This is a genomic window from Thermomonas sp. LB-4, from assembly GCF_036409385.1.
Taxonomy (GTDB): Bacteria; Pseudomonadota; Gammaproteobacteria; order Xanthomonadales; family Xanthomonadaceae; genus Thermomonas.
Map to the genome: position 1 here is coordinate 161,414 of NZ_JAXOFT010000004.1, position 22,418 is coordinate 183,831.

Genomic DNA, 22,418 nt, shown 5'->3' on the forward strand with positions numbered 1-22,418 from the left:
CTTTTCTGTTGCTGCTGGTGCCGGAGATAGGAATCGAACCTACGACCCCATCATTACGAATGACGTGCTCTACCAACTGAGCTACTCCGGCATGGCCGGCGATTGTAGCGGCTGCCGGGTCACGGCGCCAGCTGGCGCAGTTCCTTCGGCAGGGCGAACACCATGCTTTCCGGCTCGCCGCGCAGCTCGCGCACGTCGCCCGCACCCAAGGCGCGCAAGCGCGCCAGCACGCCCTGCACCAGCACTTCCGGGGCGGAGGCGCCGGCGGTCACGCCGATCCACTGGTGGCTGGCGATCCAGGCCGGGTCGATCTGGTCGGCATTGTCGATCAGCCACGCCGCCGCGCCCTCGCGTTCGGCCAGTTCGCGCAGGCGGTTGGAGTTGGAACTGTTGGGCGATCCGACCACCAACACCGCGTCGCAGCCGCCGCGCACCAGGTCGCGCACGGCGTCCTGGCGGTTCTGGGTGGCGTAGCAGATGTCGTCGTGCTTCGGCCCCTGGATGTCCGGGAAGCGGATCCGGAGCGCGGCGATGATGTCGCGGGTGTCGTCCACGCTGAGCGTGGTCTGGGTGGTGTAGGCGCAGTTGCCGGGCTGCTTCAGCTCCAGCACCGCCACGTCGTCGATGTCCTCGACCAGATGGATCTGGCCGGCTTCGCCGTCCTCGCGCCACTGCCCCATCGTGCCCTCGACCTCGGGATGCCCGGCATGGCCGATCAGCACCATGTCGCGGCCGCGTCGGCTGGTGCGGCTGACTTCCAGATGCACCTTGGTCACCAGCGGACAGGTGGCGTCGAACACCTTCAGCCCGCGCCGCTCGGCCTCGGCGCGCACCGCCTGCGACACGCCGTGCGCGCTGAAGATTACGGTGGCGCCGTCCGGCACCTCGTCCAGTTCCTCGACAAACACCGCGCCCCGCGCCTTCAGGTCATCGACCACGAACTTGTTGTGCACGACCTCGTGGCGCACGTAGATCGGCGCACCGAACACTTCCAGGGTGCGCTTGACGATTTCGATGGCGCGGTCGACGCCGGCACAGAAACCGCGGGGGTTGGCAAGCAGAACGTCCATGCCGCGATTATCCGCCCTTCGCTTCGGTCTTGCCCGCCAGCAGCCCGAACAGCGCGATACCGATGGCGCCGCCCACCACCGCGCAATCGGCGATGTTGAACGCCGGCCAGTAGTGCTGGCCGACGTGCCACTGGATGAAATCGACCACGTGGCCATGCAGGAAGCGGTCAATGACGTTGCCGATCGCACCGCCGATCACCAGCGACAGCGGCAGCGCCTGCTTCCAGTCGCCGCGAGCGGTGCGCGAAAGCATCCACGCCATCAGGCCGCTGATGGCGAACGCCAGCACCATGAAGAAGTACTTCTGCCAGCCGCCGGCATCGGCCAGGAAGCTGAACGCCGCGCCGGTGTTATAGGTGCGGTACCAGTTCCAGAAACCGTCGATCACCGGCACGGCGGTGTACTCGGGCAGACTGGACAGCACCCAGGCCTTCGACCACTGGTCCAGGACGAGGACGAGGACCGAAACGGCCAGCCAGGAAAGCGCGTTGGGCTTGACCGACGCCATCAGAACCACTTCCGCTCTTCGCCCGGGCCGTCCACGTTCGCCACGCAACGCCCGCACAGCAGCGGATGCGCGGCGTGCGCGCCGACGTCCTCGCGGTGGTGCCAGCAGCGCACGCACTTGGGCTTGGCGGTGGGCTGGGCGAATACGCCGATCACGCCCTTCGCCTCCGTGTCCGGCACCACCCGCACGTCGCCGCTGATCAGCAGGAAGCGCAGTTCGTCGGCCAGCGGCCCCAGCCAGTTCTGGTCGGCCACGCTGCAGCGCAGTTCGATCTCGGCCTCCAGCGCGGCGCCGATCTGCCCGGCGGCGCGCATCGGCTCCAGCGCGCGGGTGACCTGCTCGCGCAGCTCCAGCAGGCCCTCGAAGTCCTTGGCGGACAGCGCGGCATCGTCCGGCAACGGCGCCAGGCCGTCGTACCAGGTGGTGAACAGCACGTTGCCGGGATGCCCGCCGGGCAGGTACGCCCACATTTCGTCGGCGGTGAAGCTGAGCACCGGCGCGATCCAGCGCACGAAGCCCTCGGCGATGCGGTACATCGCCGACTGCGCGCTGCGCCGGCCGCGCGAGTCCTTGCGCATGGTGTACAGGCGGTCCTTGGTGACGTCCAGGTACAGCGAGCCCAGGTCGACGCTGCAGAAATTCATCAGCGCCTGCACCACCGCGGCGAAATCGTAGTTGGCATAGGCCGCGGCGATCTCCTCCTGCACCTGCCAGGCCCGGTGCACGATCCAGCGGTCCAGCGCCACCATGTCGTCCGGCGCCAGCAGGTCGCGCGCCGGGTCGAAGCCGTGCAGGTTGCCCAGCAGGAAGCGCGCGGTATTGCGGATGCGGCGATAGGCGTCGGCGTTGCGCTTGAGGATCTCCTTCGACAGCGACATCTCGTTGCTGTAGTCGGCGCTGGCGATCCAAAGGCGCAGGATGTCGGCGCCCAGCGTCTTCATGATTTCCTGCGGCTCGATGCCGTTGCCCAGCGACTTCGACATCTTGCGGCCGTGCTCGTCCACGGTGAAGCCGTGGGTCAGGCACTGCCGGTACGGCGCGGCGTTGTCGATGGCAACGCCGGTCAGCAGCGAGCTCTGGAACCAGCCGCGATGCTGGTCGGAGCCCTCCAGGTACAGATCGGCGGGCTTGCCCAGGCCGCGCTCCAGCAGCACGCCCTCGTGGGTCACGCCGGAATCGAACCAGACGTCGAGGATGTCGGTGATGCGGTCGTAATCCTTCGCTTCCTCGCCCAGCAGCTCGGCGGCGTCCAGCGAATACCAGACGTCGATGCCGGCCTGTTCCACCCGGTCGGCCACCTGCCGCATCAGCTCGACGCTGCGCGGATGGATCTCGCCGGTTTCGCGGTGCACGAACAGCGCGATCGGCACGCCCCAGGTGCGCTGGCGCGAAATCGTCCAGTCCGGGCGGCCCTCGACCATGCCGGCGATGCGCGCCTGGCCCCATTCGGGATACCACTTCACCGCTTCGATGGCCGCCAGCGCGTCGCGGCGCAGGTGGGCCTGCTCCATCGAGATGAACCACTGCGGGGTGGCGCGGAACGCGATCGGGGTCTTGTGCCGCCAGCAGTGCGGATAGCTGTGCTTGAGCGGCGCGAACGCCAGCAAAGCGCCATTGCCGCGCAGCACTTCGACGATGGCGTCGTTGGCCTTCCACACGTGCAGCTGGGTCAGGTCGACATCGCCGGCGGGCGGAGTGGACGGCAGGTACACGCCGCGGCCGTCGACCGGGTTGAGCTGCGCCGCCGTGTACTTCTCGACCAGGCCGTACTTCTGGCCAACCGCGAAGTCTTCCTGGCCGTGGCCGGGCGCGGTGTGCACGGCGCCGGTGCCGTCCTCGGCGCTGACGTGGTCGCCGAGCAGCACCGGGATGTCGCGCCCGGCGTAGAACGGATGCGCGAACAGCATGCCTTCCAGCTTCTCGCCCTGCGCGCGGCCGAGCACGGTGACTTCGTCCACGCCATAGCGCTTGAGCGCCTTCTCGGCCAGCGCCTCGGCCAGCACCAGCCAGCGACGGCCGCCATCGGCACTGGCCGGGCCTTCCACCAGCACGTAGTCCAGCTCCGGCCCCAGCGAGATCGCCAGCGAGGCCGGCAGCGTCCACGGCGTGGTGGTCCAGATCGGAACAGCCACCTCCACGCCTTCCGGCAGCTCGCTGCCGAAGGCACGGCTGACCTGCTGTGGATTGCGCGCCGCGTAGGCCACGTCCACCGCCGGCGAGGTCTTGTCCTGGTATTCGATCTCGGCCTCGGCCAGCGCGCTGCCGCAGTCGAAGCACCAGTACACCGGCTTCACCCCGCGCAGCAGGTGGCCGTTCTCCACCACCTTGGCCAGCGCGCGGATCTCGTCGGCCTCGAAACGGAAGTCCAGCGTGCGGTAGGGCCGTTCCCAGTCGCCCAGCACGCCCAGCCTCTTGAAGTCGCGCCGCTGTACCTCGATCTGCTCGCTGGCGTATTCGCGGCACTTCTGCCGGAACGCGGCGGCGTCGAGCTTCACGCCCACCTTGCCGAACTTCTTCTCGATGGCGATCTCGATCGGCAGCCCGTGGCAGTCCCAACCGGGAATGTAGGGCGCGTCGAAGCCGGCCAGCGTCTTCGACTTGACGATGATGTCCTTGAGGATCTTGTTGACCGCATGGCCCAGATGGATCGCACCGTTGGCATACGGCGGGCCGTCATGCAGCACGAACTGCGGACGGCCCTTGGCCGCCTCGCGGATCTGCGCGTACAGGCCTTCGGACTCCCAGCGCGCCAGCGTTTCGGGCTCGCGCTTGGGCAGGTCGCCGCGCATCGGGAACGCGGTTTCCGGCAGCAGGATGGTGGCCTTGTAGGGATTTTCGGTCTTGTCGGTCACGGACAGCGTCTCGAACGGTGTGCAGGAGCGCCGTCAGGCGCGACAGGATTGAACGGCGGCGGTCGCGCCGGACGGCGCGTCGTCTTGCAGGATCGCACGCGCCTGCGCCTCGTCGCGGTGCATCTGCGCCACCAGCGAAGGCAGATCGGGGAACTTTTCCTCGTCGCGCAGGTGGGCGACGAACTCGACCTCGATCCGGCGCCCGTACAGGTCGCCCTCGAAGTCGAACAGGTGCGCCTCCAGCAGCGGCTCCTGCCCGTCCACCGTGGGCCGGGTGCCGAAGCTCGACACCGACGGCCACGGCCGCTCGCCGACGCCGTGCACCCAAGTGGCGAAGATCCCGCGCAATGCCGGCGTCTTGCCGCCATAGCGCAGGTTGGCGGTGGGATAGCCCAGCGTGCGGCCCAGCTGCTGGCCGCGCACCACCCGGCCGCCGATTGCGTACGGCCGGCCCAGCAGGCGCGCGGCGCGGGTGAAGTCGCCGCTTGCCAGCGCAGCACGGGTGGCGGTGCTGGACACACGCTCGCCGTCGACGCGCACCGGCGCGATCTCGTGCGCGGCGAAACCGCATTCCCCGCCCAGCGCGCGCAGCAGCGCGATGTCGCCGGCGCGGCCGCGGCCGAAATGGAACCCCGGGCCCACCCACACTTCGCGCACGCGAAGTCGCGCCACCAGCAGCTGGCGCACGAAGTCCTCGGCGGACATCGCCGCCAGCGCCGCGTCGAAGCGCAGCAGGCCGACGCCATCGCAGCCCAGCGCGCACAGCCGCTCCAGCTTGGCCCGCGGCAGCATCAGCCGCGGCGGCGGCGCGCCCTTGGCAAACAGTTCGCGCGGCAGCGGCTCGAACGACAGCGCCACCGCCGCTACCCCCAGCGCGCGCGCGCGCTCGACTGCGCGGCCGACCAGCGCGCGATGGCCCTGGTGCAGGCCATCAAACGCACCGATGCAGACCACGCTTCCCCGGGGGCACAGCGCCCCGCCAGCGGCATCGCGGAACAGGAAGGTCATGATGATCCGCCAGTATAGCCGCGCCGCGGCAACGGTCAGTGGCGCAGGTCGCGCGGGCGCAGGCCCAGCCCCAGCAGCACCAGCACGTAGCTGACGCCGCCCGCGGCAATCACCGCCAGCAGCAGCAGCGCGCGATGCAGCAGGCTGTCGATCGCAGTCCAGTCGCCGATCTGCCAGCGCAGCCCCAGCACCACTGCGCTCATCGCCATGCAGGCCAGCGCCAGCTGCAGCCAGAAGCGCGCCCAGCCCGGCTGCGGCCGCATCAGCCCGTCACGCTTGAGGTAACGCCACAGCAGCCCTGCGTTGACGATCCCGGACAGGCCGGTGGCCAATGCGATGCCGCCGTGCGCGCCGGGGACGTCGTTGAGCCACAGCGGCAGGGTCAGGGCGATGGTCAGCAGCACGTTGCAGACCACCGTCCAGATCGCCGCCCGCATCGGGGTCTTGCTGTCCTGGCGGGCATAGAACGCCGGCGACAGCACCTTGCTGAGCATGAACGCCGGGATGCCCAGGCTCATCGCGCTCAGGCTGATCGCCGCCATGCGGGTATCGAAGGCAGTGAACTTGCCGCCCTGGTAGACCACCGCGGTCAGCGGCTCGGCCAGCAGCAGCAGGCCCAGCGCCGCCGGCACGCCCGCCAGCAGGGCCAGCCGCAGGCCCCAGTCCAGCGCCGCGCCATAGCCGTCGGCATCGGTGGCGGCGTGCCGGCGCGACAGGTGCGGCAGGATCACGGTGCCGATCGCCACCCCGAACAGCCCCAGCGGCAGTTCCACCAGCCGGTCGGACAGGTACAGCCAGGTCTGGCTGCCGGTGGCCAGCAGCGAGGCGAACACCGTGCCCACCAGCAGGTTGAGCTGGGCGACCGACGATGAAAACAAGGTCGGCAGCATCAGCTTGGCCACCCGCCGCACATCCGGGTGCGAGAACCCCGGCTTGAGCCGCGGCCGCAGCCCCAGCTTGCCCAGCGCAGGCCACAGCACCAGCAACTGCAGCGCACCTGCCGCCAGCACGCCCCAGGCCAGAGCCTTGACCGGCTCGGCGAACTTCGGCGCGAGCCACAGCATCGCCGCGATCATGGTCAGGTTGTGCAGCACCGGCGTGGCCGCGGGCAGCGCGAACTTGCCGAAGCTGTTCAGCACCGAGGCCACCAGCGCCATCATCGAAATGGCGACCAGGTACGGGAATGTGGTGCGCAGCATCTGCGCGATCAGCGCCAGCTTCTCCTCCCCGCCCGGCGTGCCCACCGCGCCGGGGGCAAACAGCTCGGCCAGCAGTGGCGCGGCCAGCATGCCGATGCCGGCGACCACGAACACCAGCGCGAACAGCGCGCCGGCCATGTGGTCGATGAAGTCCTTCAACGCCGCCTTGTCTCCCCGCTCGCGCAGCTCGTTGAGGACCGGCACGAAGGCCATCTGCATCGAGCCTTCGGCGAAGATCCGCCGCAGGTAATTGGGGATCCGGTAAGCGATGACGAACGCATCCATCGCCACCGAGGTGCCGAACAGCCGCGACTGCAGGGCATCGCGCAGGAACCCGGCGATCCGCGACAACAGGGTCATCGCGCTGAACACCGCGCTGGAACGCAACAACCCGCTCATGCCTGCGCCATCCCCATCCGCCCCCGAAAAACCGACATATTGACCCAAGCCATTGAATCGCCCATAATTTCCAGTCTTCCGTATTCCTTCGTCCGTGGGCAAGCCTGCCAGCGGGCGGTTTTCATAGCCCCACCCACAGACTTTCCAGGATCCTCACCCGTGGCCAACATCAAGTCCGCCAAGAAGCGCGCCAAGCAGACCGTCGTGCGCAATGCCCGCAACGTCGCCCAGCGCTCGCAGCTGCGCACCGCCGTCAAGAAGGTGATCAAGGCGCTCGACGCCAACGATGCCGCCGGCGCCACCGAAGCCTTCGCCACCGCCCAGCCGCTGCTGGACCGGTTCGCCGCCCGCGGCCTGATCCACAAGAACAAGGCCGCCCGCCACAAGGCCCGCCTGACCGCGCGCATCAAGGCGCTGAAGGCCGCCTGATCGCAGGCTGCAGGATTTGAAGAACCCCGCTTCGGCGGGGTTTTTCGTGCCATGAAAAAACCCGGCGGATGCCGGGTTTTTCGCGAGCGGGCGCTGCGCTTCACGCACCTTCCCGTGCCTCCAGCGCTTCCTCGCGGAGGCGGTCGAAGAACGTCTGCACCGCCAGCATGATCGGCCAGGTGCCTTCGCGGCCCAGCGCGGAGACGAGGTACCAGGGCTGGGTCCAGCCCAGCTCGGCGACGATCTTCTCCGCAGCCTCGCGCGCCTCGTCCTCGAACATCAGGTCGGCCTTGTTCAGCACCAGCCAGCGCGGCTTCTCCAGCATCGCCGGGTCGTACTTGCGCAGCTCTTGCTCGATCGCGCGCACCTGCTCCGCCGGCGATACCGCGCTGCCCTCGTAATCCATGGGCGCGATATCGACCAGGTGCAACAGCAGGCGGGTGCGCTGGACGTGGCGCAGGAACAGGCTGCCCAGGCCGGCACCATCCGCCGCGCCCTCGATCAGGCCGGGGATGTCGGCGATCACGAAGCTGCGGCCCGGCTCCACGCTGACCACGCCCAGGTTGGGATACAGCGTGGTGAACGGATAGTCCGCCACCTTCGGGGTTGCCGCGGACACCGCGCGGATGAAGGTGGACTTGCCGGCATTGGGGAAGCCCAGCAGGCCGACGTCGGCCAGCAGCTTCAACTCCAGCCGCAGCACCCGGCTCTCGCCCTCGCCGCCGGGCGTGGCCTTGCGCGGAGCGCGGTTGACCGAGCTCTTGAAATGCATGTTGCCGAGCCCGCCGTGGCCGCCCTTGGCCACCAGCAGGCGCTGGCCGTGCTCGGTGAGGTCGCCGATCACCTCGTCGGTCTCGACGTTGTGGATCACGGTGCCGACCGGCACGGTGATGACGGTGTCCTCGCCGGCCTTGCCGTAGCGCTGGCTGCCCATGCCGTTCTCGCCGCGCTGCGCCTTGAACCTGGTCTGGTGGCGGAAGTCCACCAGCGTGTTGAGGTTCTCGTCGGCCTGCAGCCAGACGTCGCCGCCGGCACCACCGTCGCCGCCGTCCGGCCCGCCCAGCGGGATGAACTTCTCGCGGCGGAAGCCGATGCAGCCATTGCCGCCATTGCCGGCAGTGACGGTGATTTCAGCTTCGTCGACGAGTTTCATGGGCGTGATTGTGCAGTGTTGTGTGAAGTTTCGGCGAAGGGCCCCGCCTGCAAACGAAAAGCCCCGCCGAGGCGGGGCCCTTCGCATCGCATCGTCGCGGGCGCTTACTGCGCGGCGACGATGTTGACGGTGCGGCGCTGCTTCGGGCCCTTGGTGGTGAACTCCACCTTGCCATCGATCAGCGCGAACAGGGTGTGGTCGCGGCCGAGGCCCACGCCGGTGCCCGGATGGAACTGGGTACCGCGCTGGCGGACGATGATGTTGCCCGCTTCGATGGCCTGGCCACCGTAGATCTTGACGCCCAGGTACTTCGGGTTGGAATCGCGGCCGTTACGGGTACTGCCGCCTGCCTTTTTGTGTGCCATTGCTTAGTTCTCCAGGCTGACGATCAGGCGTTGATGCCGGTGATCTGGATTTCGGTGTAGTGCTGACGGTGGCCCATCTGCTTGCGGTGGTGCTTGCGGCGGCGGAACTTGACGATGCGCACCTTGTCGGCGCGACCGTGGCCGACCACCTTCGCGGTGACGGAAGCGCCCTTCAGCGCGTCGCCCAGCTTGATGCCGTCGGCGTCGCCCAGCATCAGGACGTTGTCCAGCTTGATCTCGCTGCCGGCTTCGGCTTCGAGCAGTTCGACGCGGAGCGTTTCGCCCTGCATCACGCGGTATTGCTTACCGCCGGTGACCAGTACTGCGTACATGTTGATATCTCTCGGTTCTGTAGTTCTTCTGGGTGCCCGTTGCCGTTCCTGCGCAGGGCCTGCCGCCATCGAGGGCGGACAGGAGCGGAATTGTAGGGGATTCAGCAGCTTAGCGTCAACCTGCCCAAAAACCGCCGGCGCAAGGAACTTGCGCCGCAGATCCCCGTCCAAGCGCTGCCCCGGAACGGACACCCAAGGACCTGGATGCGCAGCAACGGATTTGCCCCGGCCTCGCCCGGTGATCTTCCCGCACGTCGTGGCGCTTGCCTGCTGGCGGTGGCCCTGCACCTGCTGGCCGGCTGGGCGCTGACCCGTCCCGAGGCGGACGCCGACGACGACGCCCGGCCGCCGATGACGCTGGTCTACGTCGACCTGCCCCCACCCCTACCCCCACCCTTGTCGGCCCCGGCGCCCGATCGCGCGGCGGCGGCCACCCGGCGCGGGCGGCCGGCGCTCCGCCCCGCGCAGGAGGCCACCGCCCCGGCCGGGTCCGACCCGGCGCTGGCGGCGCAGGCACCGGGCGCGACTCCGATCGGGGCCCAACCGGTGGCTGGGCCGCCGGTGGTGGCCAGCGACGACTGGTCGATGCCGGCAGCGCCGCGCCGCGACGACGGCATCCGCTTCGAACGCAGGAGCCCGATGGCCAGCATCAACCCGATCCGCCGGCCCCCGCCCGAGCGCTTCCGCATGCGCCAGCGTGCCGCCAGCCTGGGCGATTACGTGCGCGCACTCTCGCAGGTCCTGCTCTGGCCCGCCGGGTACACCGACGACCCCTGCGATGGCCTTGCCGAAGCCGCGCAGGTACTGGCCGGGCAGGCCACCACAAAAGGTAGACAGGCACTGCTGGAAGATGTGGTGCGGCAGCAGAAGCAGTACTGCGGTCCCTGAACGCGCTTCGCGCCGCGCTGGTGATGGCTCCATTTGCCCCCAAATCAGTGGCTCGCTACGCTTCTTGATTGGCCTGCGCCCGGCGCCGGCCTCCCCCACCCCGCAGGACATCCCGATGGCCCTGGACTACATCCGCATCCGCGGCGCACGGACGCACAACCTCAAGAACATCGACCTCGACCTGCCGCGCGACAAGCTGATCGTGATCACCGGGCTGTCCGGCTCCGGCAAGTCGTCGCTGGCGTTCGACACCATCTACGCCGAAGGCCAGCGCCGCTACGTCGAGTCGCTGTCGGCCTATGCGCGGCAGTTCCTCAGCGTGATGGACAAGCCGGACCTCGACCATATCGAAGGGCTGTCGCCGGCCATTTCCATCGAGCAGAAGTCGACCAGCCACAACCCGCGCTCCACGGTCGGCACCATCACCGAAATCCACGACTACATGCGCCTGCTGTACGCGCGCGTGGGCAGTCCGCGCTGCCCGGACCACCACTTCCCGCTGGAAGCGCAGACGGTCAGCCAGATGGTGGACCAGGTGCTGGCGATGGAAGCCGACGAGGCGCTGGGCGGGCAACGCTGGATGCTGCTTGCACCGGTGGTGCGCGAGCGCAAGGGCGAGCACCTGCAGGTGTTCGACCAGCTGCGCGCGCAGGGTTACGTGCGGGTGCGGGTGGACGGCGTGCTGCACGAGATCGACGCGGTGCCGGCGCTGGCGCTGCGCCAGAAGCACACCATCGAGGCGGTGATCGACCGCTTCAAGCCGCGCGCGGACATCCGCCAGCGGCTGGCGGAGTCGTTCGAGACCGCGCTGAAACTGGGCGACGGCATGGCCATCGTGCAGTCGATGGATGACGCATCGCGCGATCCGTTGCTGTTCTCCTCGCGCTATTCCTGCCCGGTCTGCGACTACTCGCTGCCCGAACTCGAACCGCGGCTGTTCTCGTTCAACTCGCCCACCGGCGCCTGCCCGGGCTGCGACGGGCTGGGCGTGGCGCAGTTCTTCGATCCGGCCAAGGTGGTGGCGCATCCCGAGCTGTCGCTGGCCGCCGGCGCGATGCGCGGCTGGGACCGCCGCAACACCTACTACTTCTCGATGATCGCCTCGCTGGCCAAGCACTACGGCTTCAAGGTCGACGTGCCCTGGCAGCAGCTGCCCGAGCACATCCGCGAGATCGTGCTGCGCGGCAGCGGCGGCGAGGTCATCAACCTGTCCTACGTCGGCGAGAACGGCAACAAGTACCAGCGCAGACACGCCTTCGAAGGCATCCTGCCCAACCTCGAGCGGCGCTACCGCGAAACCGAAAGCGCGGCGGTGCGCGAGGAGCTGGCCAAGTACATCAGCGAACAGCCCTGCCCGGAATGCGGCGGCGCGCGGCTGAACCGACAGGCGCGCAACGTGTTCGTGGCCGACCGCCCGCTGCCGGAGATCGCGGTACTGCCGATCGACGCCTGCCTGGCCTTCTTCGACACCCTGACCCTGCCCGGCTGGCGCGGCGAGATCGCCGCCAAGATCGTCAAGGAGATCCACGAGCGGCTGGGCTTCCTGGTCGACGTCGGCTTGGATTACCTGACCCTGGAGCGCAAGGCCGATTCGCTGTCCGGCGGCGAGGCGCAGCGCATCCGCCTGGCCAGCCAGATCGGCGCCGGGCTGGTGGGCGTGATGTACGTGCTCGACGAGCCCTCCATCGGCCTGCACCAGCGCGACAACGAGCGCCTGCTAGGCACCCTGACCCGCCTGCGCGACCTCGGCAACACCGTGCTGGTGGTGGAACACGACGAGGACGCGATCCGGCTGGCCGACTACATCGTCGACATCGGCCCCGGCGCCGGCGTGCACGGCGGCGAAGTGGTGGCGCAGGGCCAGCTGGCCGACGTGCTGAAGGCGCCGCGCTCGCTGACCGGGCAATACCTGTCCGGCAAGCGCAGGATCGAGGTGCCGGCGCATCGCAACCCACCCAACCGCAAGCTGCTGCTCAAGCTGAAGGGCGCCAGCGGCAACAACCTGAAGAACGTGGACCTGGAGATCCCGTCCGGGCTCCTCACCTGCGTGACCGGCGTGTCCGGTTCCGGCAAGTCGACCTTGATCAACGACACCCTGTACGCGCTGGCCGCCAACGAGATCAACGGCGCTTCGCACACCCCGGCGCCGCACAAGGACGTGATCGGGCTGGACCTGTTCGACAAGGTGGTGGACATCGACCAGTCGCCGATCGGCCGCACCCCGCGTTCCAACCCGGCCACCTATACGGGTTTGTTCACGCCACTGCGCGAGCTGTTCGCGCAGGTGCCGGAGGCGCGCGCGCGCGGCTATTCGCCGGGCCGCTTCAGCTTCAACGTGCGCGGCGGCCGATGCGAGGCCTGCCAGGGCGACGGACTGATCAAGGTGGAGATGCACTTCCTTCCGGACGTGTACGTGCCCTGCGACGTCTGCCAGGGCAAGCGCTACAACCGCGAGACGCTGGAGATCCGCTACAAGGGCTTCAGCATCCATGACGTGCTGGAGATGACCGTGGAGGCCGCGCTGGACCTGTTCCAGCCTGTGCCCAGCATCGCCCGCAAGCTGGAGACGCTGGTGGACGTGGGGCTTTCCTACATCAAGCTGGGCCAGAGCGCGACCACGCTGTCGGGCGGCGAGGCGCAGCGGGTGAAGCTGTCGAAGGAGCTGTCGCGGCGCGACACCGGCCGCACCCTGTACATCCTCGACGAACCCACCACCGGCCTGCACTTCCACGACATCGAGGCGCTGCTGGCGGTGCTGCACAAGCTGCGCGACGACGGCAACACGGTGGTGGTGATCGAGCACAACCTCGACGTGATCAAGACCGCCGACTGGGTGGTGGACCTGGGCCCCGAAGGCGGCCATCGCGGCGGCCAGATCATCGCCGTGGGCACGCCCGAGGACGTGGCGGCGAACCCGGCTTCGCACACCGGCCGCTTCCTTGCGCCATTGCTCGAAAAATCTCCGGCAGGCTCGTCGTCCTCGCCGCGCAAAAAGAAAAAGGCCGACGCATGACCGACAGCACCGTATTCCGCATGCCCATTCCGCTGCGCTGGAGCGACCTCGACGCGTTCAACCACGTCAACAACGCGCGCTACCTGACCTTCCTGGAGCAGGCGCGCATCGAGTGGTTCGAATCCATCGGCGAGCCGTGGGTGACGGACGACGCCGCGCCGGTGGTCGCCTCCGCCACGCTCAATTTCAAGCGGCCGATCGAATACCCGGCCGAGGTCGCGGTGGAACTGTTCACCGAGAAGCTGGGCAACAGCAGCGTGGTGATCGGCCATCGCATCGTCGCCGCCGACGGCACCCTGCACTGCGACGGCAACGTGGTGGCGGTCTGGGTGGGCCGCCGTGACGGCCGCCCCACGCCGCTGCCCGACTGCGTGCGCCGCGCCGCAGAGCGGCTGCTCGCCGCCCCGGCCGCCTGACCACCGGATCCCTTGGCGCGGATCCCGATCCGCCCGCCTATGATGGCCGCACGCCGCCCCGGAGCCTGTCCATGTCGCTGATCGAAACCATCGTCCACGGCCAAGTCCACGAACTTCGGCTGGCGCGTCCGCCGGTCAACGCGCTGAACCCGGAACTGTGCGCCGACCTGGTGCAGGCGCTGCGCGAAGCGCCCGCGCACGGCGCCCGCGGCATCGTGCTGGCAGGGGGGCCGAAGGTGTTCTCCGCGGGTCTGGACGTGCCCTACCTGCTGTCGCTGGGCGAAGACCAGGAGGCGCTGCTGCGGGCATGGACGGTGTTCTTCCAGGCCGCGCGGGCGCTGGCGGAATGCCCGGTGCCGGTGGTGGCGGCCATGGCCGGGCACGCGCCGGCCGGCGGCTGCGTGCTGGCGCTGTGCTGCGACTACCGCATCCTTGCCGACGGCCCCTACCGGATCGGGCTTAACGAAACCCAGGTGGGCTTGGTTGCCCCGGAAGGCATCCAGGCACTGCTGGCGCGCGTGGTCGGCCCGCATCGCGCCGAGCGCCTGCTGGTGGCCGGCGCGATGCCTGATGCGCAGCAGGCGCTGCGGATCGGGCTGGTGGACGAGCTGGTGCACATCGACGATGTCGCCACCCGCGCGCGGGTCTGGTTGGAGGAGCTGCTGCAGCTGCCGCACACGCCGATGCTGGAGACGCGCGCGATCGCCCGCCGCGACGTCATCGCCGCGCTGGCGGATGAACGCATCGGCCTGCCCCGCTTCGTCGCCCAGTGGTCGCACCCGGACACCCAGGCGGCGCTGCGCGCGATGCTGGCGCGGATCGGGAAGTAGAACGCCTCCCGATATCCGCAGGATCGCAGCGCAAGGGCGCGATTGCCTTTTGCGTGAGCCGGCGAAAGCGTTCGCGCCCTTGCAGTTGCTCCTACGAATCAGGAAGCCCGCGCGCCTGCCGCGCGCGGCGATTCAATCCAGCAGCTCCAGCACCGTTTCCGGCGGCCGGCACAGGCGCACGCCCTTGGGCGTGAACACGAACGGCCGGTTGATCAGGATCGGCGCGGCCACCATCGCCTCCAGCAGCGCATCGTCGGACAGCGCCGGATCGGCCAGTCCGCGCGCGGCGTACTCGGCCTCCTTGCTGCGGATCGCCTCGCGCACGGTGAGCCCGGCATCGGCAATGGCCTGGCGCAGCCGTGCCTTGGTGGGCGGACTGGCCACGTAGTCCACGACCACCGGCTCGATCCCGGCCTCGCGCAGCAGCGCCAGCGCGCCGCGCGAGTTGCTGCAGCTGGGGCGATGCCAGATTTCCACTTCATTTCCCCGCATGGTCATGCCCCGGTCGCCACCGGTCGCAGCGGGTCGGCCAGCCAGCCGCTCCACGAACCGGTGAACAGCTTGGCGGCGCGCAGCCCGGCGCGCTCCATCGCCAGCAGGTTGTGGCAGGCGGTGACGCCGGAACCGCACATCACCACGACGTCGGACGGATCGCGCCCGGCCAGCAGCGCGCGGTATTCGTCGGCCAGCTGCATCGGCGGCTTGAAGCGGCCGCCGGCCATGTTGTCCGCGTAGGGCCGGTTGACCGCGCCGGGGACATGCCCCGCCACCTTGTCGAGCGGCTCTTCCTCGCCGCGGAAACGCGCCGCCGCCCGCGCATCGACCAGCATCCCGCCTGCGGCGAGATGGGCTTCGACCGCTTCCGCGTCGAGCAGGCGCGAGGTGTCGAAGTTCGCGACGTAGCGCTGGCTGGCCGGCTCACGCGTGAGCGACGACGCCGGCAAGCCGAGCGAGGTCCAGCGCGTCCAGCCACCATCCAGCACCGCCACCTTCTCGTGGCCCAGCGCGCGCAGCAGGAACCACAGGCGCGCGGCGTAGGCGCCATCGCCATCGTCGTAGGCCACCACCTGCGAACCGGGGGCGATGCCCCAGCGGGTCAGCTTGGCGCAGAAGGTTTCCGCGTCCGGCCAGGGGTGCCGCCCCTCGCCCTTGCGGGACATGTCGGAGAGATCGCGCTCGAGGTGCGCGTAGGCAGCGCCGGGAATGTGCGAGCGGTGCCAGGACTGCTCGCCCAGGTGCGGGTCGAGCAACGAGAAGCGGCAATCGACGATCACCAGGTCGGGGCGCCCCAGCGCCACCGACAGGACGTCCGCCTGCACCAGGGTAGTCCATCCGGCCATCACACCCTCCATTGGTTCGAGCCAGCCAGCCGCTCGCGCAGGTTGTACAGGATAGAGGCGGTCGCGCCCCAGATCCGCTGCGGCTGGTAGCGGTATTGGAACACGTGGCGGGCACGGCCGCCGAACTGCAATTCGATGGTGTCCAGCTGCGCCGGATCCAACAGCATCTCCAGCGGCACTTCGAACACTTCGGCCACCTCGCCCGGTTCGGGCACCGGCTGGAAATCCGGGTCTACCACCACCACCGTGGGCAGCACGCGAAAACCGGTGATGGTCAGCAGCGGATCGAGATAGCCGAGCATGCGCGCCTGCGCGGGCTGCAGGCCCACCTCTTCACGCGCTTCGCGCAGCGCCGCGGCGGCCGGGCTCGGGTCGTCCGGCTCGATGCGGCCGCCGGGGAAGCTGACCTGGCCGCCGTGGTGGCGCAGGCCGTCGGTGCGGCGGGTCAGCAGCACCCCGGCGCCGACGGCGCGCGGGATCACCCCGACCAGCACCGCCGCAGGGCGCGGCGCGGCCGGCTGCGCCAGCCCGGCCAGGTCGGCCAGGTTCCACGGCGCCGCCGCAGGCGGCGCATCGAGCGGATGCAGGGCGCCGCGCAGCCATTCGGCCAACGCAACGGCGTCCATCAGGCGTCCTCCGCCGCAGCCGGGCGCGCCGGCAGAACCACGTCCATCAGGTGCAGGCGGGCGGCATCGTCCAGCCTGGTCCACGCTGCGATTTCGTCGCCGGTGCGGCGGCAGCCGCGACACAGCCCGCCCTCATCCAGCGTGCAGACGCCGGTGCAAGGGCTGAGCACGGCGCGGAACAAATCACTCATGCGTACTATGGTAGCGCCGCAAACGCGATGCGCCGGCACATGGCCGGCGCATCGGGACTTGCCGCGGTACCGCGCCAGCGCGCGGCCAACCGGATTACTTGACCGAGCCCAGCTCGATCTGCATGGCCACGGCCTGCTGCGCGAACTGCTGGTTCTGGTTGCCGCCCAGGCCCTTGCCCGGCGGGATGACCACTTCCCAGACCGCGCCCTGCTGCATCAGCGGCAGGGTTTCCTTCAGCGCCGGGATCGGCGCGTCGGCAACCTTGAATGCGGGCGGGGTCTGCACGCCACTCAGCGGCACGCCGACGGCGGCCAGGAAGCTGCGGAACGCGATCTGCACTTCGCTGGTGGCGGTCGGCTTGGCGCCGGTGCCGGCCTTGGCCACGCGGTACATGATGCCGCTGGGCAGGGTGATCACGCCCTGCTCGGCCTTGAACTTGGTGACGAACGCGGCGGACTGCGCCTGGTTGTCGGCCAGCGCCTTGCGGAAGGCTTCCTGCGCCTTGATTTCCATGCGCTGCTGGAAGGCGGAGTAGGCGGCCCCCAGCTGCTGCTCGGTGTAGGCCGGCTGCTTCTTGGCGAAGGCATCCTGCACGCCGCGCACCACGGTGGCGATGTCGATCGGCTCGCCGGTGTTGGCCAGCTCCTGGCCGAGCTGCCAGCCGAACGCATAGCTGGCGTGGGTCTTGTCGACCGCCGGCGGCGCGGCGGGCGCGGCGGTGGCGGGCTTGGCGGGGGCCGCTGCCGGCTTGGTCTGCGCCGAGGCGATGCCGGCGGTCAGGGTCAGGGCCGCCGCACTGGCAGCAATCGCACGCAACTTCATCCACAACCTCGTATGTCGAATGGAGCCGCCAACGCGGCCCGCAGGAATCCGGCGCAGGCCGGAGGTTTCGCCGCGACCGTGCGGAATGCCCGGGCGCGACACGCTAGGATACTGGCCCCGGCACTTGACGGCTACCGGCACCCCCCTGCGACCCGGCTCGGCCGTCGAAGTTCCCGCCCGGCCCACGAAAATCCGACTGGACCCCCGCATGAGCGACCACCTGCTGCTGATCGACACCACTGACGGCGTGCGCACCCTCCGCATCAACCGCCCGGACAAGCTGAATGCGCTGAATGCCGCCACCCTGGACGCGCTGGACGCGGCCTTCGCCGACGCGGCCGACGACGAGGCGGTGCGGGTGGTGGTGCTCACCGGCGCCGGCCCCAAGGCGTTCGTGGCCGGTGCCGACATCGCCGAGATGCATGCGCTCACGCCGGTGCAGGGCCGCGACTTCTCGCTGCGCGGCACGCGGATGATGCGGCGGGTGGAAAAGCTGAACAAACCGGTCATCGCGATGATCAACGGCTTCGCCCTGGGCGGCGGGCTGGAACTGGCGATGTGTTGCCACCTGCGCGTGGCGGCGGACACCGCCAAGGTGGGCCAGCCGGAAATCAACCTCGGCCTGATCCCCGGCTTCGGCGGCAGCCAGCGCCTGCTGCGCCTGTGCGGCCGCGCCGGCACCCTGGAGTTGTGCCTGACCGGCGCCCCGGTCACCGCCGAGCGGGCGCTGCAGCTTGGCATCGTCAACCGCGTGGTGGCGGCCGCGGAGCTGGAAGCCGAGACCATGAAACTGGCCACGCAGCTGGCCAACGCCGCGCCGCTGGCGCTGCGGGGGATGCTGGACTGCGTGAACATCGGGGGCGAATGCGGGATCGAGGAAGGACTGGAATACGAATCGGCGCAGTTCGGGCTGATGTTCGCCACCCAGGACATGCGCGAAGGCACTGCGGCTTTCCTCGAGAAGCGCAAGCCGGCGTTCGCGGGTAAATAAGGCGATCCGGGTATCCCGCCGGTCCCGCCGAAGCGGGCTCCGCATCCGGGCCGCCCCGTGGCCGGCTGTCCGCTACGCGGGATGACGAGCACGACATGCACACTTCCTGCCCGACCTGTTCCTGCGCACTCGAACACCCGGCCCACGCCCTGCTGGCGGCGCTGCGCGAGGACGATCTCGACGCGGCGCTGCGGCTGGGCCTGCTGGACGCCGCGCCCTGCCCCTCCTGCGCGGCCGCCTGCGGCGCGCAACTGACCAAAGCGCGCGACGCGCGGCGCTTCGCGCTGGCCGCGCGTGAGCGCCATCGCGCGCGCGCCGTGCGGCTGGCGCGGATCAGCGCCGAGCGCGACGCCGCGCGCCGTCCAGCGATTTCGCCCTCGGCGCAACAGGCAGCGCCCGCGCTGCCCTCGGCGGCAGCCGACGCGCTGGCCCGAGCGCTGGCAAAAGCCAAGGCGCGCCACGCATGAGCGCAGCCCCAAAACCGCGCGCGGCGCGCGGCAGCAAGCTCACTCCCGCTGAAATCACCGAGCTGTTCACCCGCCTGCGCGCGGGCGACCCGCACCCCACCACCGAGCTGGAATACACCACGGCCTTCGAGCTGCTGGTGGCGGTGGTGCTGTCGGCGCAGGCCACCGACGTCGGGGTCAACAAGGCCACCCGCCGGCTGTACCCGGCCGCCAACACGCCCGCTGCGATCCTGGCGCTGGGCGAGGACGGCCTGAAGGGCTACATCAACACCATCGGGCTGTTCAATGCGAAGGCAGCCAACGTGATCGCGCTGTGCCGGCAATTGCTGGAACTGCACGATGGCGAGGTGCCGCGCACGCGCGAGGCGCTGGAAGCACTGCCGGGCGTGGGCCGCAAGACCGCCAACGTGGTGCTCAACACCGCGTTCGGCGAGCCGACCATCGCGGTGGACACGCATATCTTCCGTGTCTCCAATCGCACCGGGCTGGCGCCCGGCAAGGACGTGCGCACGGTCGAGGACAAGCTGGTGCGGCTGGTGCCGGCCGAGTTCGCGCGCGACGCGCACCACTGGCTGATCCTGCACGGGCGCTATGTCTGCAAGGCGCGCAAGCCGGACTGCGCGCGCTGCGTGCTCCACGACCTGTGCCGCTGGCCGGAGAAGGGCCCGTCGGCGCAGCCCGCCGCACCCTGAAGAATGCCCGGCGCGATGTCGACGACCCGAAGCCGCGCCGGAAGAGGGCGCCCAGCGATGACCGCCCCGAAACACGACGCCCCGCGGATGCGGGGCGTCGTTTGCTGCATGTCCGAAGCGGCGATCAGAACGCGAACTGCGTGCGCAGCGCGATCTGGCCCGGCTCGTCGCCGGTCTTGTCGTTCTTGCCCTTGGTGTAGTTCAGCATCACCCGCATGTTCGGGTTGATGTAGTAGTTCAGGCCGATCAACGCCGAGGTGGTCTTCATGTCGGTGACGTCCTTGTTCTCCATCACGTCGTAGCGTGCGGTGAGCTCCCACAGGCCGGACTCGCCGACCTTGGGCGAACCGAACACGCCGGTGGCGCCCTTGTACGCCTTCAGCCCGCCGTTGAGCATGAAACTGCCCTGCACGTAGTAGACGTCGACATCCTGCGAGGTGCCGTTGGCCTGGCCGTAGCTGGCGCGCACGTACTCCGACTGCAGGAACAGCGGGCCATTGCGGAACGCCGCTTCCAGCCCGAAGGTATCCACCTGCGAGTCGTTGCTGCCGATCCCGGCGGTGGTGGTGGCCATCGTCTGCGACGGGCCGCGGCGGCCGGCGTAATTGGACACCGCCGAGACGTTGGGCGTGCCCTTGTTGAGGTTCTCGTGGCTGTACGAGCCACCCAGGTGCAGGGTGGTGGTGCCGCTGTCGATCGGCGCCCAGGTGCCGCGTGCGGAGAAGCCCACGCCCTCGGTGCGCGCGGTCGGCGCGCTGCGCATATTGAACGCGCTGACGCCGAAGGTGTAGCTGTCGCCGGCGCGCAGGTAGCCGACGCCCTGCTGGAACTGGCGGCCGCTGTAGATGCCCGTCGCCGAGGTGCTGGGGCGCTCCATCATCAGGATCTCGTTGGAGCTGGTCAGCTCTTCCATCGAGCGGTACGGCTTGAAGTGGCCGATGGTGAGCTTGCCGCCCAGCATGTTGCGGGCGATGTACATGTCGCGGATGCCGTCCAGGTTGGTGCCGGCGGAGAAATCCTGCTCCATCTTGTATTCCCAGCCGTAGGCCTTGCCGGACAGGGTCAGGCGGGCGCGGCGGAACTCGGTGGTGTCGGTGGTCGCCGCCACGTCCTTGTCGAAGCTGTAGGCATCGAAATGGATGCGGCCGCCCAGCGAGGCCTCGAAGTTCTTGTCGGCCGAGGTCACCTTCAGTCCGCCCTTGGTCTCCACCTTCACGCTGTTGTTGGTGAGGTTGTCGAGCTGGGTGGCGGTATCGACGTTGACGTCGGACTGCGCATCGTTGCGCTCTTCCAGGTTCTGGATCTGCGCCTGCAGCGCGGCGATCTGCGCCTTCAGCTCGGCGATGTCCTGGGCGCTGGGGGCGCTCTGCGCGGCGGCGTTGAAACTGACGGTGCCGGCGATCAGGGCGATCGCGACGGCCAGACGGGTGGGACGCATGTGGGAACTCCGTTGTGATGGAAAGCTGTCTGGTGGGCAGCGCGCGGGTCTCCGCCTCGCGTCACCTGCAGCACGCATTTGACCCGCCATCGATTGCAGTTTTATTTCCCTTGCGCGCTTTTCTCCACGCGCCCCCATCCACGCGGCACGGCGCCCCCGCGCAACCGTCATGCCACCGTCACACGACTGACCCGCGGGCGTCACGCAAGCGCGATGGAATGCGCCACGAACCGGGCATCGCCCCGTCGCATCCGCTCACCAGGAGTTCCTCGTGTCCAAGTCCTTCAAGATCCGCATCGCCGCGCTCGCGCTGGCGACCAGCTTCGCCGCCAGCGCCTTCGCTTCCGACGTCACCGGCGCCGGCGCCTCCTTCGTCTACCCGGCGATGTCCAAGTGGTCGTCCGACTACAAGGCCGCCACCGGCAAGGAAGTGAATTACCAGTCGATCGGCTCCGGCGGCGGCATTGCCCAGATCAAGGCCGGCACCGTTGACTTCGGTTCCTCCGACAAGCCGCTGCCGCCGGCCGAGCTGGCGCGCTCGGGCCTGGCGCAGTTCCCGTCGGTGATCGGCGGCATCGTGCCGGCGTTCAACCTGCCCGGCATCGCCGCCGGCGCCATGAAGCTGGACCCGGACGTGCTGGCCGACATCTTCCTCGGCAAGATCAAGATGTGGAACGACCCGCGCATCGTCGCCAGCAACCGGGGCCTGAACCTGCCGGCGCAGAAGATCACCGTGGTGCACCGCTCCGACGGCTCCGGCACCACCTTCAACTTCACCAACTACCTCTCCAAGGTCAGCCCGGCGTGGAAGACCGAGGTCGGCGAGGGCACCGCGGTGAAGTGGCCGGTCGGCATCGGCGGCAAGGGCAACGAGGGCGTGTCCGCCTACGTCAAGCAGATCCGCGGCAGCATCGGCTACGTCGAGCTGGCCTACGCGATCCAGAACAAGGTGCCCTATTCGCGCCTCAAGAACGCCGCCGGCAATTACGTCAATCCGAGCGATGACACCTTCGCCGAGGCCGCCGCCAGCGCCGACTGGAAGTCGACCAAGGACTTCTTCCTCATCGTCACCAACGCGCCGGGCGAGAACGCCTGGCCGATCACCGCCACCAACTTCATGCTGGTGCACAAGAACAGCAAGCCGGGCACCAAGGCCGCGCTCGACTTCTTCCGCTGGGTCTATGCCAACGGCGACGCGTCCGCCGCTTCGCTGGGCTACGTCCCGCTCCCTGATTCGCTGGTCCAGCAGATCGAGGGCTACTGGACCCAGAACGTCAAGTAAGCCGCATTCCGCATAACCCCCCCTGTTGCGGGCCTTCGGGCCCGCTTTTTTTTGGTTCTTCTCCCAACTGAGGGGAAAGGCGCACGGCCGACCGGGCAGACTTGCT

General features: G+C 69.1%; 21 protein-coding genes, 1 tRNA gene and 1 pseudogene. 9 read left to right on the top strand and 14 right to left on the bottom strand.

Features of this window, described 5'->3' with window-relative positions:
• Positions 1-15 precede the first annotated feature (15 nt).
• The 6 genes from SPK54_RS05420 to murJ form a co-directional block, all read right to left on the bottom strand.
• Positions 16-91 (bottom strand) — tRNA-Thr (locus tag SPK54_RS05420).
• 28 nt (positions 92-119) lie between these two features.
• The gene (ispH, locus tag SPK54_RS05425; protein ID WP_330946898.1) at positions 120-1,070 is read right to left on the bottom strand and encodes a 4-hydroxy-3-methylbut-2-enyl diphosphate reductase; all 951 of its coding nucleotides are present in this window, start codon (positions 1,068-1,070) and stop codon (positions 120-122) included.
• Between the two features lie 7 nt (positions 1,071-1,077).
• Positions 1,078-1,578: a signal peptidase II gene (gene lspA / locus SPK54_RS05430; protein WP_330946899.1), complete on the bottom strand. Its 501-nt coding sequence runs from the start codon at positions 1,576-1,578 to the stop codon at positions 1,078-1,080.
• A complete protein-coding gene (ileS, locus tag SPK54_RS05435) occupies positions 1,578-4,367 on the bottom strand; it encodes an isoleucine--tRNA ligase (protein ID WP_330946927.1) in 2,790 nt (929 codons plus the stop codon). Before ileS ends, lspA begins: the two co-directional genes overlap by 1 nt.
• A gap of 96 nt (positions 4,368-4,463) precedes the next feature.
• Complete coding sequence (locus SPK54_RS05440; RefSeq protein ID WP_330946900.1) at positions 4,464-5,438, bottom strand: bifunctional riboflavin kinase/FAD synthetase; 975 nt, start codon at positions 5,436-5,438, stop codon at positions 4,464-4,466.
• Positions 5,439-5,473: 35 nt separating this feature from the next.
• Positions 5,474-7,036, bottom strand: a complete 1,563-nt coding sequence (murJ, locus tag SPK54_RS05445) for a murein biosynthesis integral membrane protein MurJ (RefSeq protein ID WP_330946901.1) — start codon at positions 7,034-7,036, stop codon at positions 5,474-5,476.
• A gap of 159 nt (positions 7,037-7,195) precedes the next feature.
• Here murJ and rpsT point away from each other — a divergent pair, with 159 nt between their 5' ends.
• On the top strand, positions 7,196-7,465 hold the full coding sequence (gene rpsT, locus SPK54_RS05450; protein WP_028839737.1) for a 30S ribosomal protein S20: 270 nt from the start codon (positions 7,196-7,198) through the stop codon (positions 7,463-7,465).
• Positions 7,466-7,565: 100 nt separating this feature from the next.
• Here rpsT and obgE read toward each other — a convergent pair whose 3' ends face one another.
• The 3 genes from obgE to rplU all read right to left on the bottom strand — a co-directional run bounded on the left by obgE (position 7,566) and on the right by rplU (position 9,315).
• Positions 7,566-8,618, bottom strand: a complete 1,053-nt coding sequence (obgE, locus tag SPK54_RS05455) for a GTPase ObgE (RefSeq protein ID WP_330946902.1) — start codon at positions 8,616-8,618, stop codon at positions 7,566-7,568.
• Between the two features lie 104 nt (positions 8,619-8,722).
• On the bottom strand, positions 8,723-8,983 hold the full coding sequence (rpmA, locus tag SPK54_RS05460; protein ID WP_028839735.1) for a 50S ribosomal protein L27: 261 nt from the start codon (positions 8,981-8,983) through the stop codon (positions 8,723-8,725).
• A 23-nt stretch (positions 8,984-9,006) separates the two neighbouring features.
• Positions 9,007-9,315, bottom strand: coding sequence for a 50S ribosomal protein L21 (rplU, locus tag SPK54_RS05465; protein ID WP_190280600.1), 309 nt, complete (start codon positions 9,313-9,315; stop codon positions 9,007-9,009).
• Positions 9,316-9,519: 204 nt separating this feature from the next.
• Between rplU and SPK54_RS05470 the strand changes: the two genes are divergently transcribed.
• From SPK54_RS05470 to SPK54_RS05485, 4 genes are all read left to right on the top strand, one after another.
• The gene (locus SPK54_RS05470; protein WP_330946903.1) at positions 9,520-10,203 is read left to right on the top strand and encodes a hypothetical protein; all 684 of its coding nucleotides are present in this window, start codon (positions 9,520-9,522) and stop codon (positions 10,201-10,203) included.
• Between the two features lie 115 nt (positions 10,204-10,318).
• Positions 10,319-13,216 carry an excinuclease ABC subunit UvrA gene (gene uvrA / locus SPK54_RS05475; protein ID WP_330946904.1) on the top strand — a complete coding sequence of 966 codons (2,898 nt, stop codon included), beginning with the start codon at positions 10,319-10,321 and terminating at the stop codon, positions 13,214-13,216.
• Positions 13,213-13,632, top strand: a complete 420-nt coding sequence (locus tag SPK54_RS05480; RefSeq protein ID WP_330946905.1) for a thioesterase family protein — start codon at positions 13,213-13,215, stop codon at positions 13,630-13,632. The genes uvrA and SPK54_RS05480 overlap by 4 nt, the downstream gene beginning before the upstream one ends.
• A 71-nt stretch (positions 13,633-13,703) precedes the next feature.
• Entirely contained in the window at positions 13,704-14,462 is a 759-nt protein-coding gene (locus SPK54_RS05485; protein WP_330946906.1) for an enoyl-CoA hydratase/isomerase family protein, read from the top strand.
• Between the two features lie 132 nt (positions 14,463-14,594).
• Here the strand turns inward: SPK54_RS05485 and arsC are convergent, their stop codons facing one another.
• From arsC to SPK54_RS05505, 4 genes and pseudogenes are all read right to left on the bottom strand, one after another.
• Positions 14,595-14,954 (bottom strand): arsenate reductase (glutaredoxin), encoded by a 360-nt coding sequence (gene arsC / locus SPK54_RS05490; RefSeq protein ID WP_345786168.1) that lies wholly within the window; start codon positions 14,952-14,954, stop codon positions 14,595-14,597.
• A gap of 2 nt (positions 14,955-14,956) precedes the next feature.
• Positions 14,957-15,814 (bottom strand): sulfurtransferase, encoded by an 858-nt coding sequence (locus tag SPK54_RS05495; RefSeq protein WP_330946908.1) that lies wholly within the window; start codon positions 15,812-15,814, stop codon positions 14,957-14,959.
• A pseudogene (locus SPK54_RS05500) lies at positions 15,802-16,619 on the bottom strand (CoA pyrophosphatase). The gene SPK54_RS05495 and the pseudogene SPK54_RS05500 overlap by 13 nt, the downstream one beginning before the upstream one ends.
• Positions 16,620-16,713: 94 nt before the next feature.
• Entirely contained in the window at positions 16,714-17,442 is a 729-nt protein-coding gene (locus SPK54_RS05505; protein ID WP_330946909.1) for an FKBP-type peptidyl-prolyl cis-trans isomerase N-terminal domain-containing protein, read from the bottom strand.
• 208 nt (positions 17,443-17,650) lie between these two features.
• On the opposite strand from SPK54_RS05505, the gene SPK54_RS05510 reads away from it, so the two are divergent.
• The 3 genes from SPK54_RS05510 to nth all read left to right on the top strand — a co-directional run bounded on the left by SPK54_RS05510 (position 17,651) and on the right by nth (position 19,592).
• Positions 17,651-18,433 (top strand): enoyl-CoA hydratase-related protein, encoded by a 783-nt coding sequence (locus SPK54_RS05510; RefSeq protein ID WP_330946910.1) that lies wholly within the window; start codon positions 17,651-17,653, stop codon positions 18,431-18,433.
• Between the two features lie 95 nt (positions 18,434-18,528).
• Entirely contained in the window at positions 18,529-18,900 is a 372-nt protein-coding gene (locus tag SPK54_RS05515; protein WP_330946911.1) for a hypothetical protein, read from the top strand.
• Positions 18,897-19,592: an endonuclease III gene (gene nth / locus SPK54_RS05520; RefSeq protein WP_330946912.1), complete on the top strand. Its 696-nt coding sequence runs from the start codon at positions 18,897-18,899 to the stop codon at positions 19,590-19,592. Before SPK54_RS05515 ends, nth begins: the two co-directional genes overlap by 4 nt.
• A 124-nt stretch (positions 19,593-19,716) precedes the next feature.
• Here the strand turns inward: nth and SPK54_RS05525 are convergent, their stop codons facing one another.
• Positions 19,717-21,030 (bottom strand): porin, encoded by a 1,314-nt coding sequence (locus tag SPK54_RS05525; RefSeq protein WP_330946913.1) that lies wholly within the window; start codon positions 21,028-21,030, stop codon positions 19,717-19,719.
• Between the two features lie 271 nt (positions 21,031-21,301).
• On the opposite strand from SPK54_RS05525, the gene pstS reads away from it, so the two are divergent.
• Positions 21,302-22,312, top strand: coding sequence for a phosphate ABC transporter substrate-binding protein PstS (gene pstS, locus SPK54_RS05530; RefSeq protein ID WP_330946914.1), 1,011 nt, complete (start codon positions 21,302-21,304; stop codon positions 22,310-22,312).
• Positions 22,313-22,418 lie beyond the last annotated feature (106 nt).

Coding starts and splice junctions, on each gene's coding strand:
- ispH (WP_330946898.1), bottom strand. CDS start 1,070: ATGGACGTTCTGCTTGCCAACCCCCGCGGTTTCTGTGCCGGCGTCGAC.
- lspA (WP_330946899.1), bottom strand. CDS start 1,578: ATGGCGTCGGTCAAGCCCAACGCGCTTTCCTGGCTGGCCGTTTCGGTC.
- ileS (WP_330946927.1), bottom strand. CDS start 4,367: ATGCGCGGCGACCTGCCCAAGCGCGAGCCCGAAACGCTGGCGCGCTGG.
- SPK54_RS05440 (WP_330946900.1), bottom strand. CDS start 5,438: ATGACCTTCCTGTTCCGCGATGCCGCTGGCGGGGCGCTGTGCCCCCGG.
- murJ (WP_330946901.1), bottom strand. CDS start 7,036: ATGAGCGGGTTGTTGCGTTCCAGCGCGGTGTTCAGCGCGATGACCCTG.
- obgE (WP_330946902.1), bottom strand. CDS start 8,618: ATGAAACTCGTCGACGAAGCTGAAATCACCGTCACTGCCGGCAATGGC.
- rpmA (WP_028839735.1), bottom strand. CDS start 8,983: ATGGCACACAAAAAGGCAGGCGGCAGTACCCGTAACGGCCGCGATTCC.
- rplU (WP_190280600.1), bottom strand. CDS start 9,315: ATGTACGCAGTACTGGTCACCGGCGGTAAGCAATACCGCGTGATGCAG.
- SPK54_RS05470 (WP_330946903.1), top strand. CDS start 9,520: ATGCGCAGCAACGGATTTGCCCCGGCCTCGCCCGGTGATCTTCCCGCA.
- uvrA (WP_330946904.1), top strand. CDS start 10,319: ATGGCCCTGGACTACATCCGCATCCGCGGCGCACGGACGCACAACCTC.
- SPK54_RS05480 (WP_330946905.1), top strand. CDS start 13,213: ATGACCGACAGCACCGTATTCCGCATGCCCATTCCGCTGCGCTGGAGC.
- SPK54_RS05485 (WP_330946906.1), top strand. CDS start 13,704: ATGTCGCTGATCGAAACCATCGTCCACGGCCAAGTCCACGAACTTCGG.
- arsC (WP_345786168.1), bottom strand. CDS start 14,954: ATGCGGGGAAATGAAGTGGAAATCTGGCATCGCCCCAGCTGCAGCAAC.
- SPK54_RS05495 (WP_330946908.1), bottom strand. CDS start 15,814: ATGGAGGGTGTGATGGCCGGATGGACTACCCTGGTGCAGGCGGACGTC.
- SPK54_RS05505 (WP_330946909.1), bottom strand. CDS start 17,442: ATGAAGTTGCGTGCGATTGCTGCCAGTGCGGCGGCCCTGACCCTGACC.
- SPK54_RS05510 (WP_330946910.1), top strand. CDS start 17,651: ATGAGCGACCACCTGCTGCTGATCGACACCACTGACGGCGTGCGCACC.
- SPK54_RS05515 (WP_330946911.1), top strand. CDS start 18,529: ATGCACACTTCCTGCCCGACCTGTTCCTGCGCACTCGAACACCCGGCC.
- nth (WP_330946912.1), top strand. CDS start 18,897: ATGAGCGCAGCCCCAAAACCGCGCGCGGCGCGCGGCAGCAAGCTCACT.
- SPK54_RS05525 (WP_330946913.1), bottom strand. CDS start 21,030: ATGCGTCCCACCCGTCTGGCCGTCGCGATCGCCCTGATCGCCGGCACC.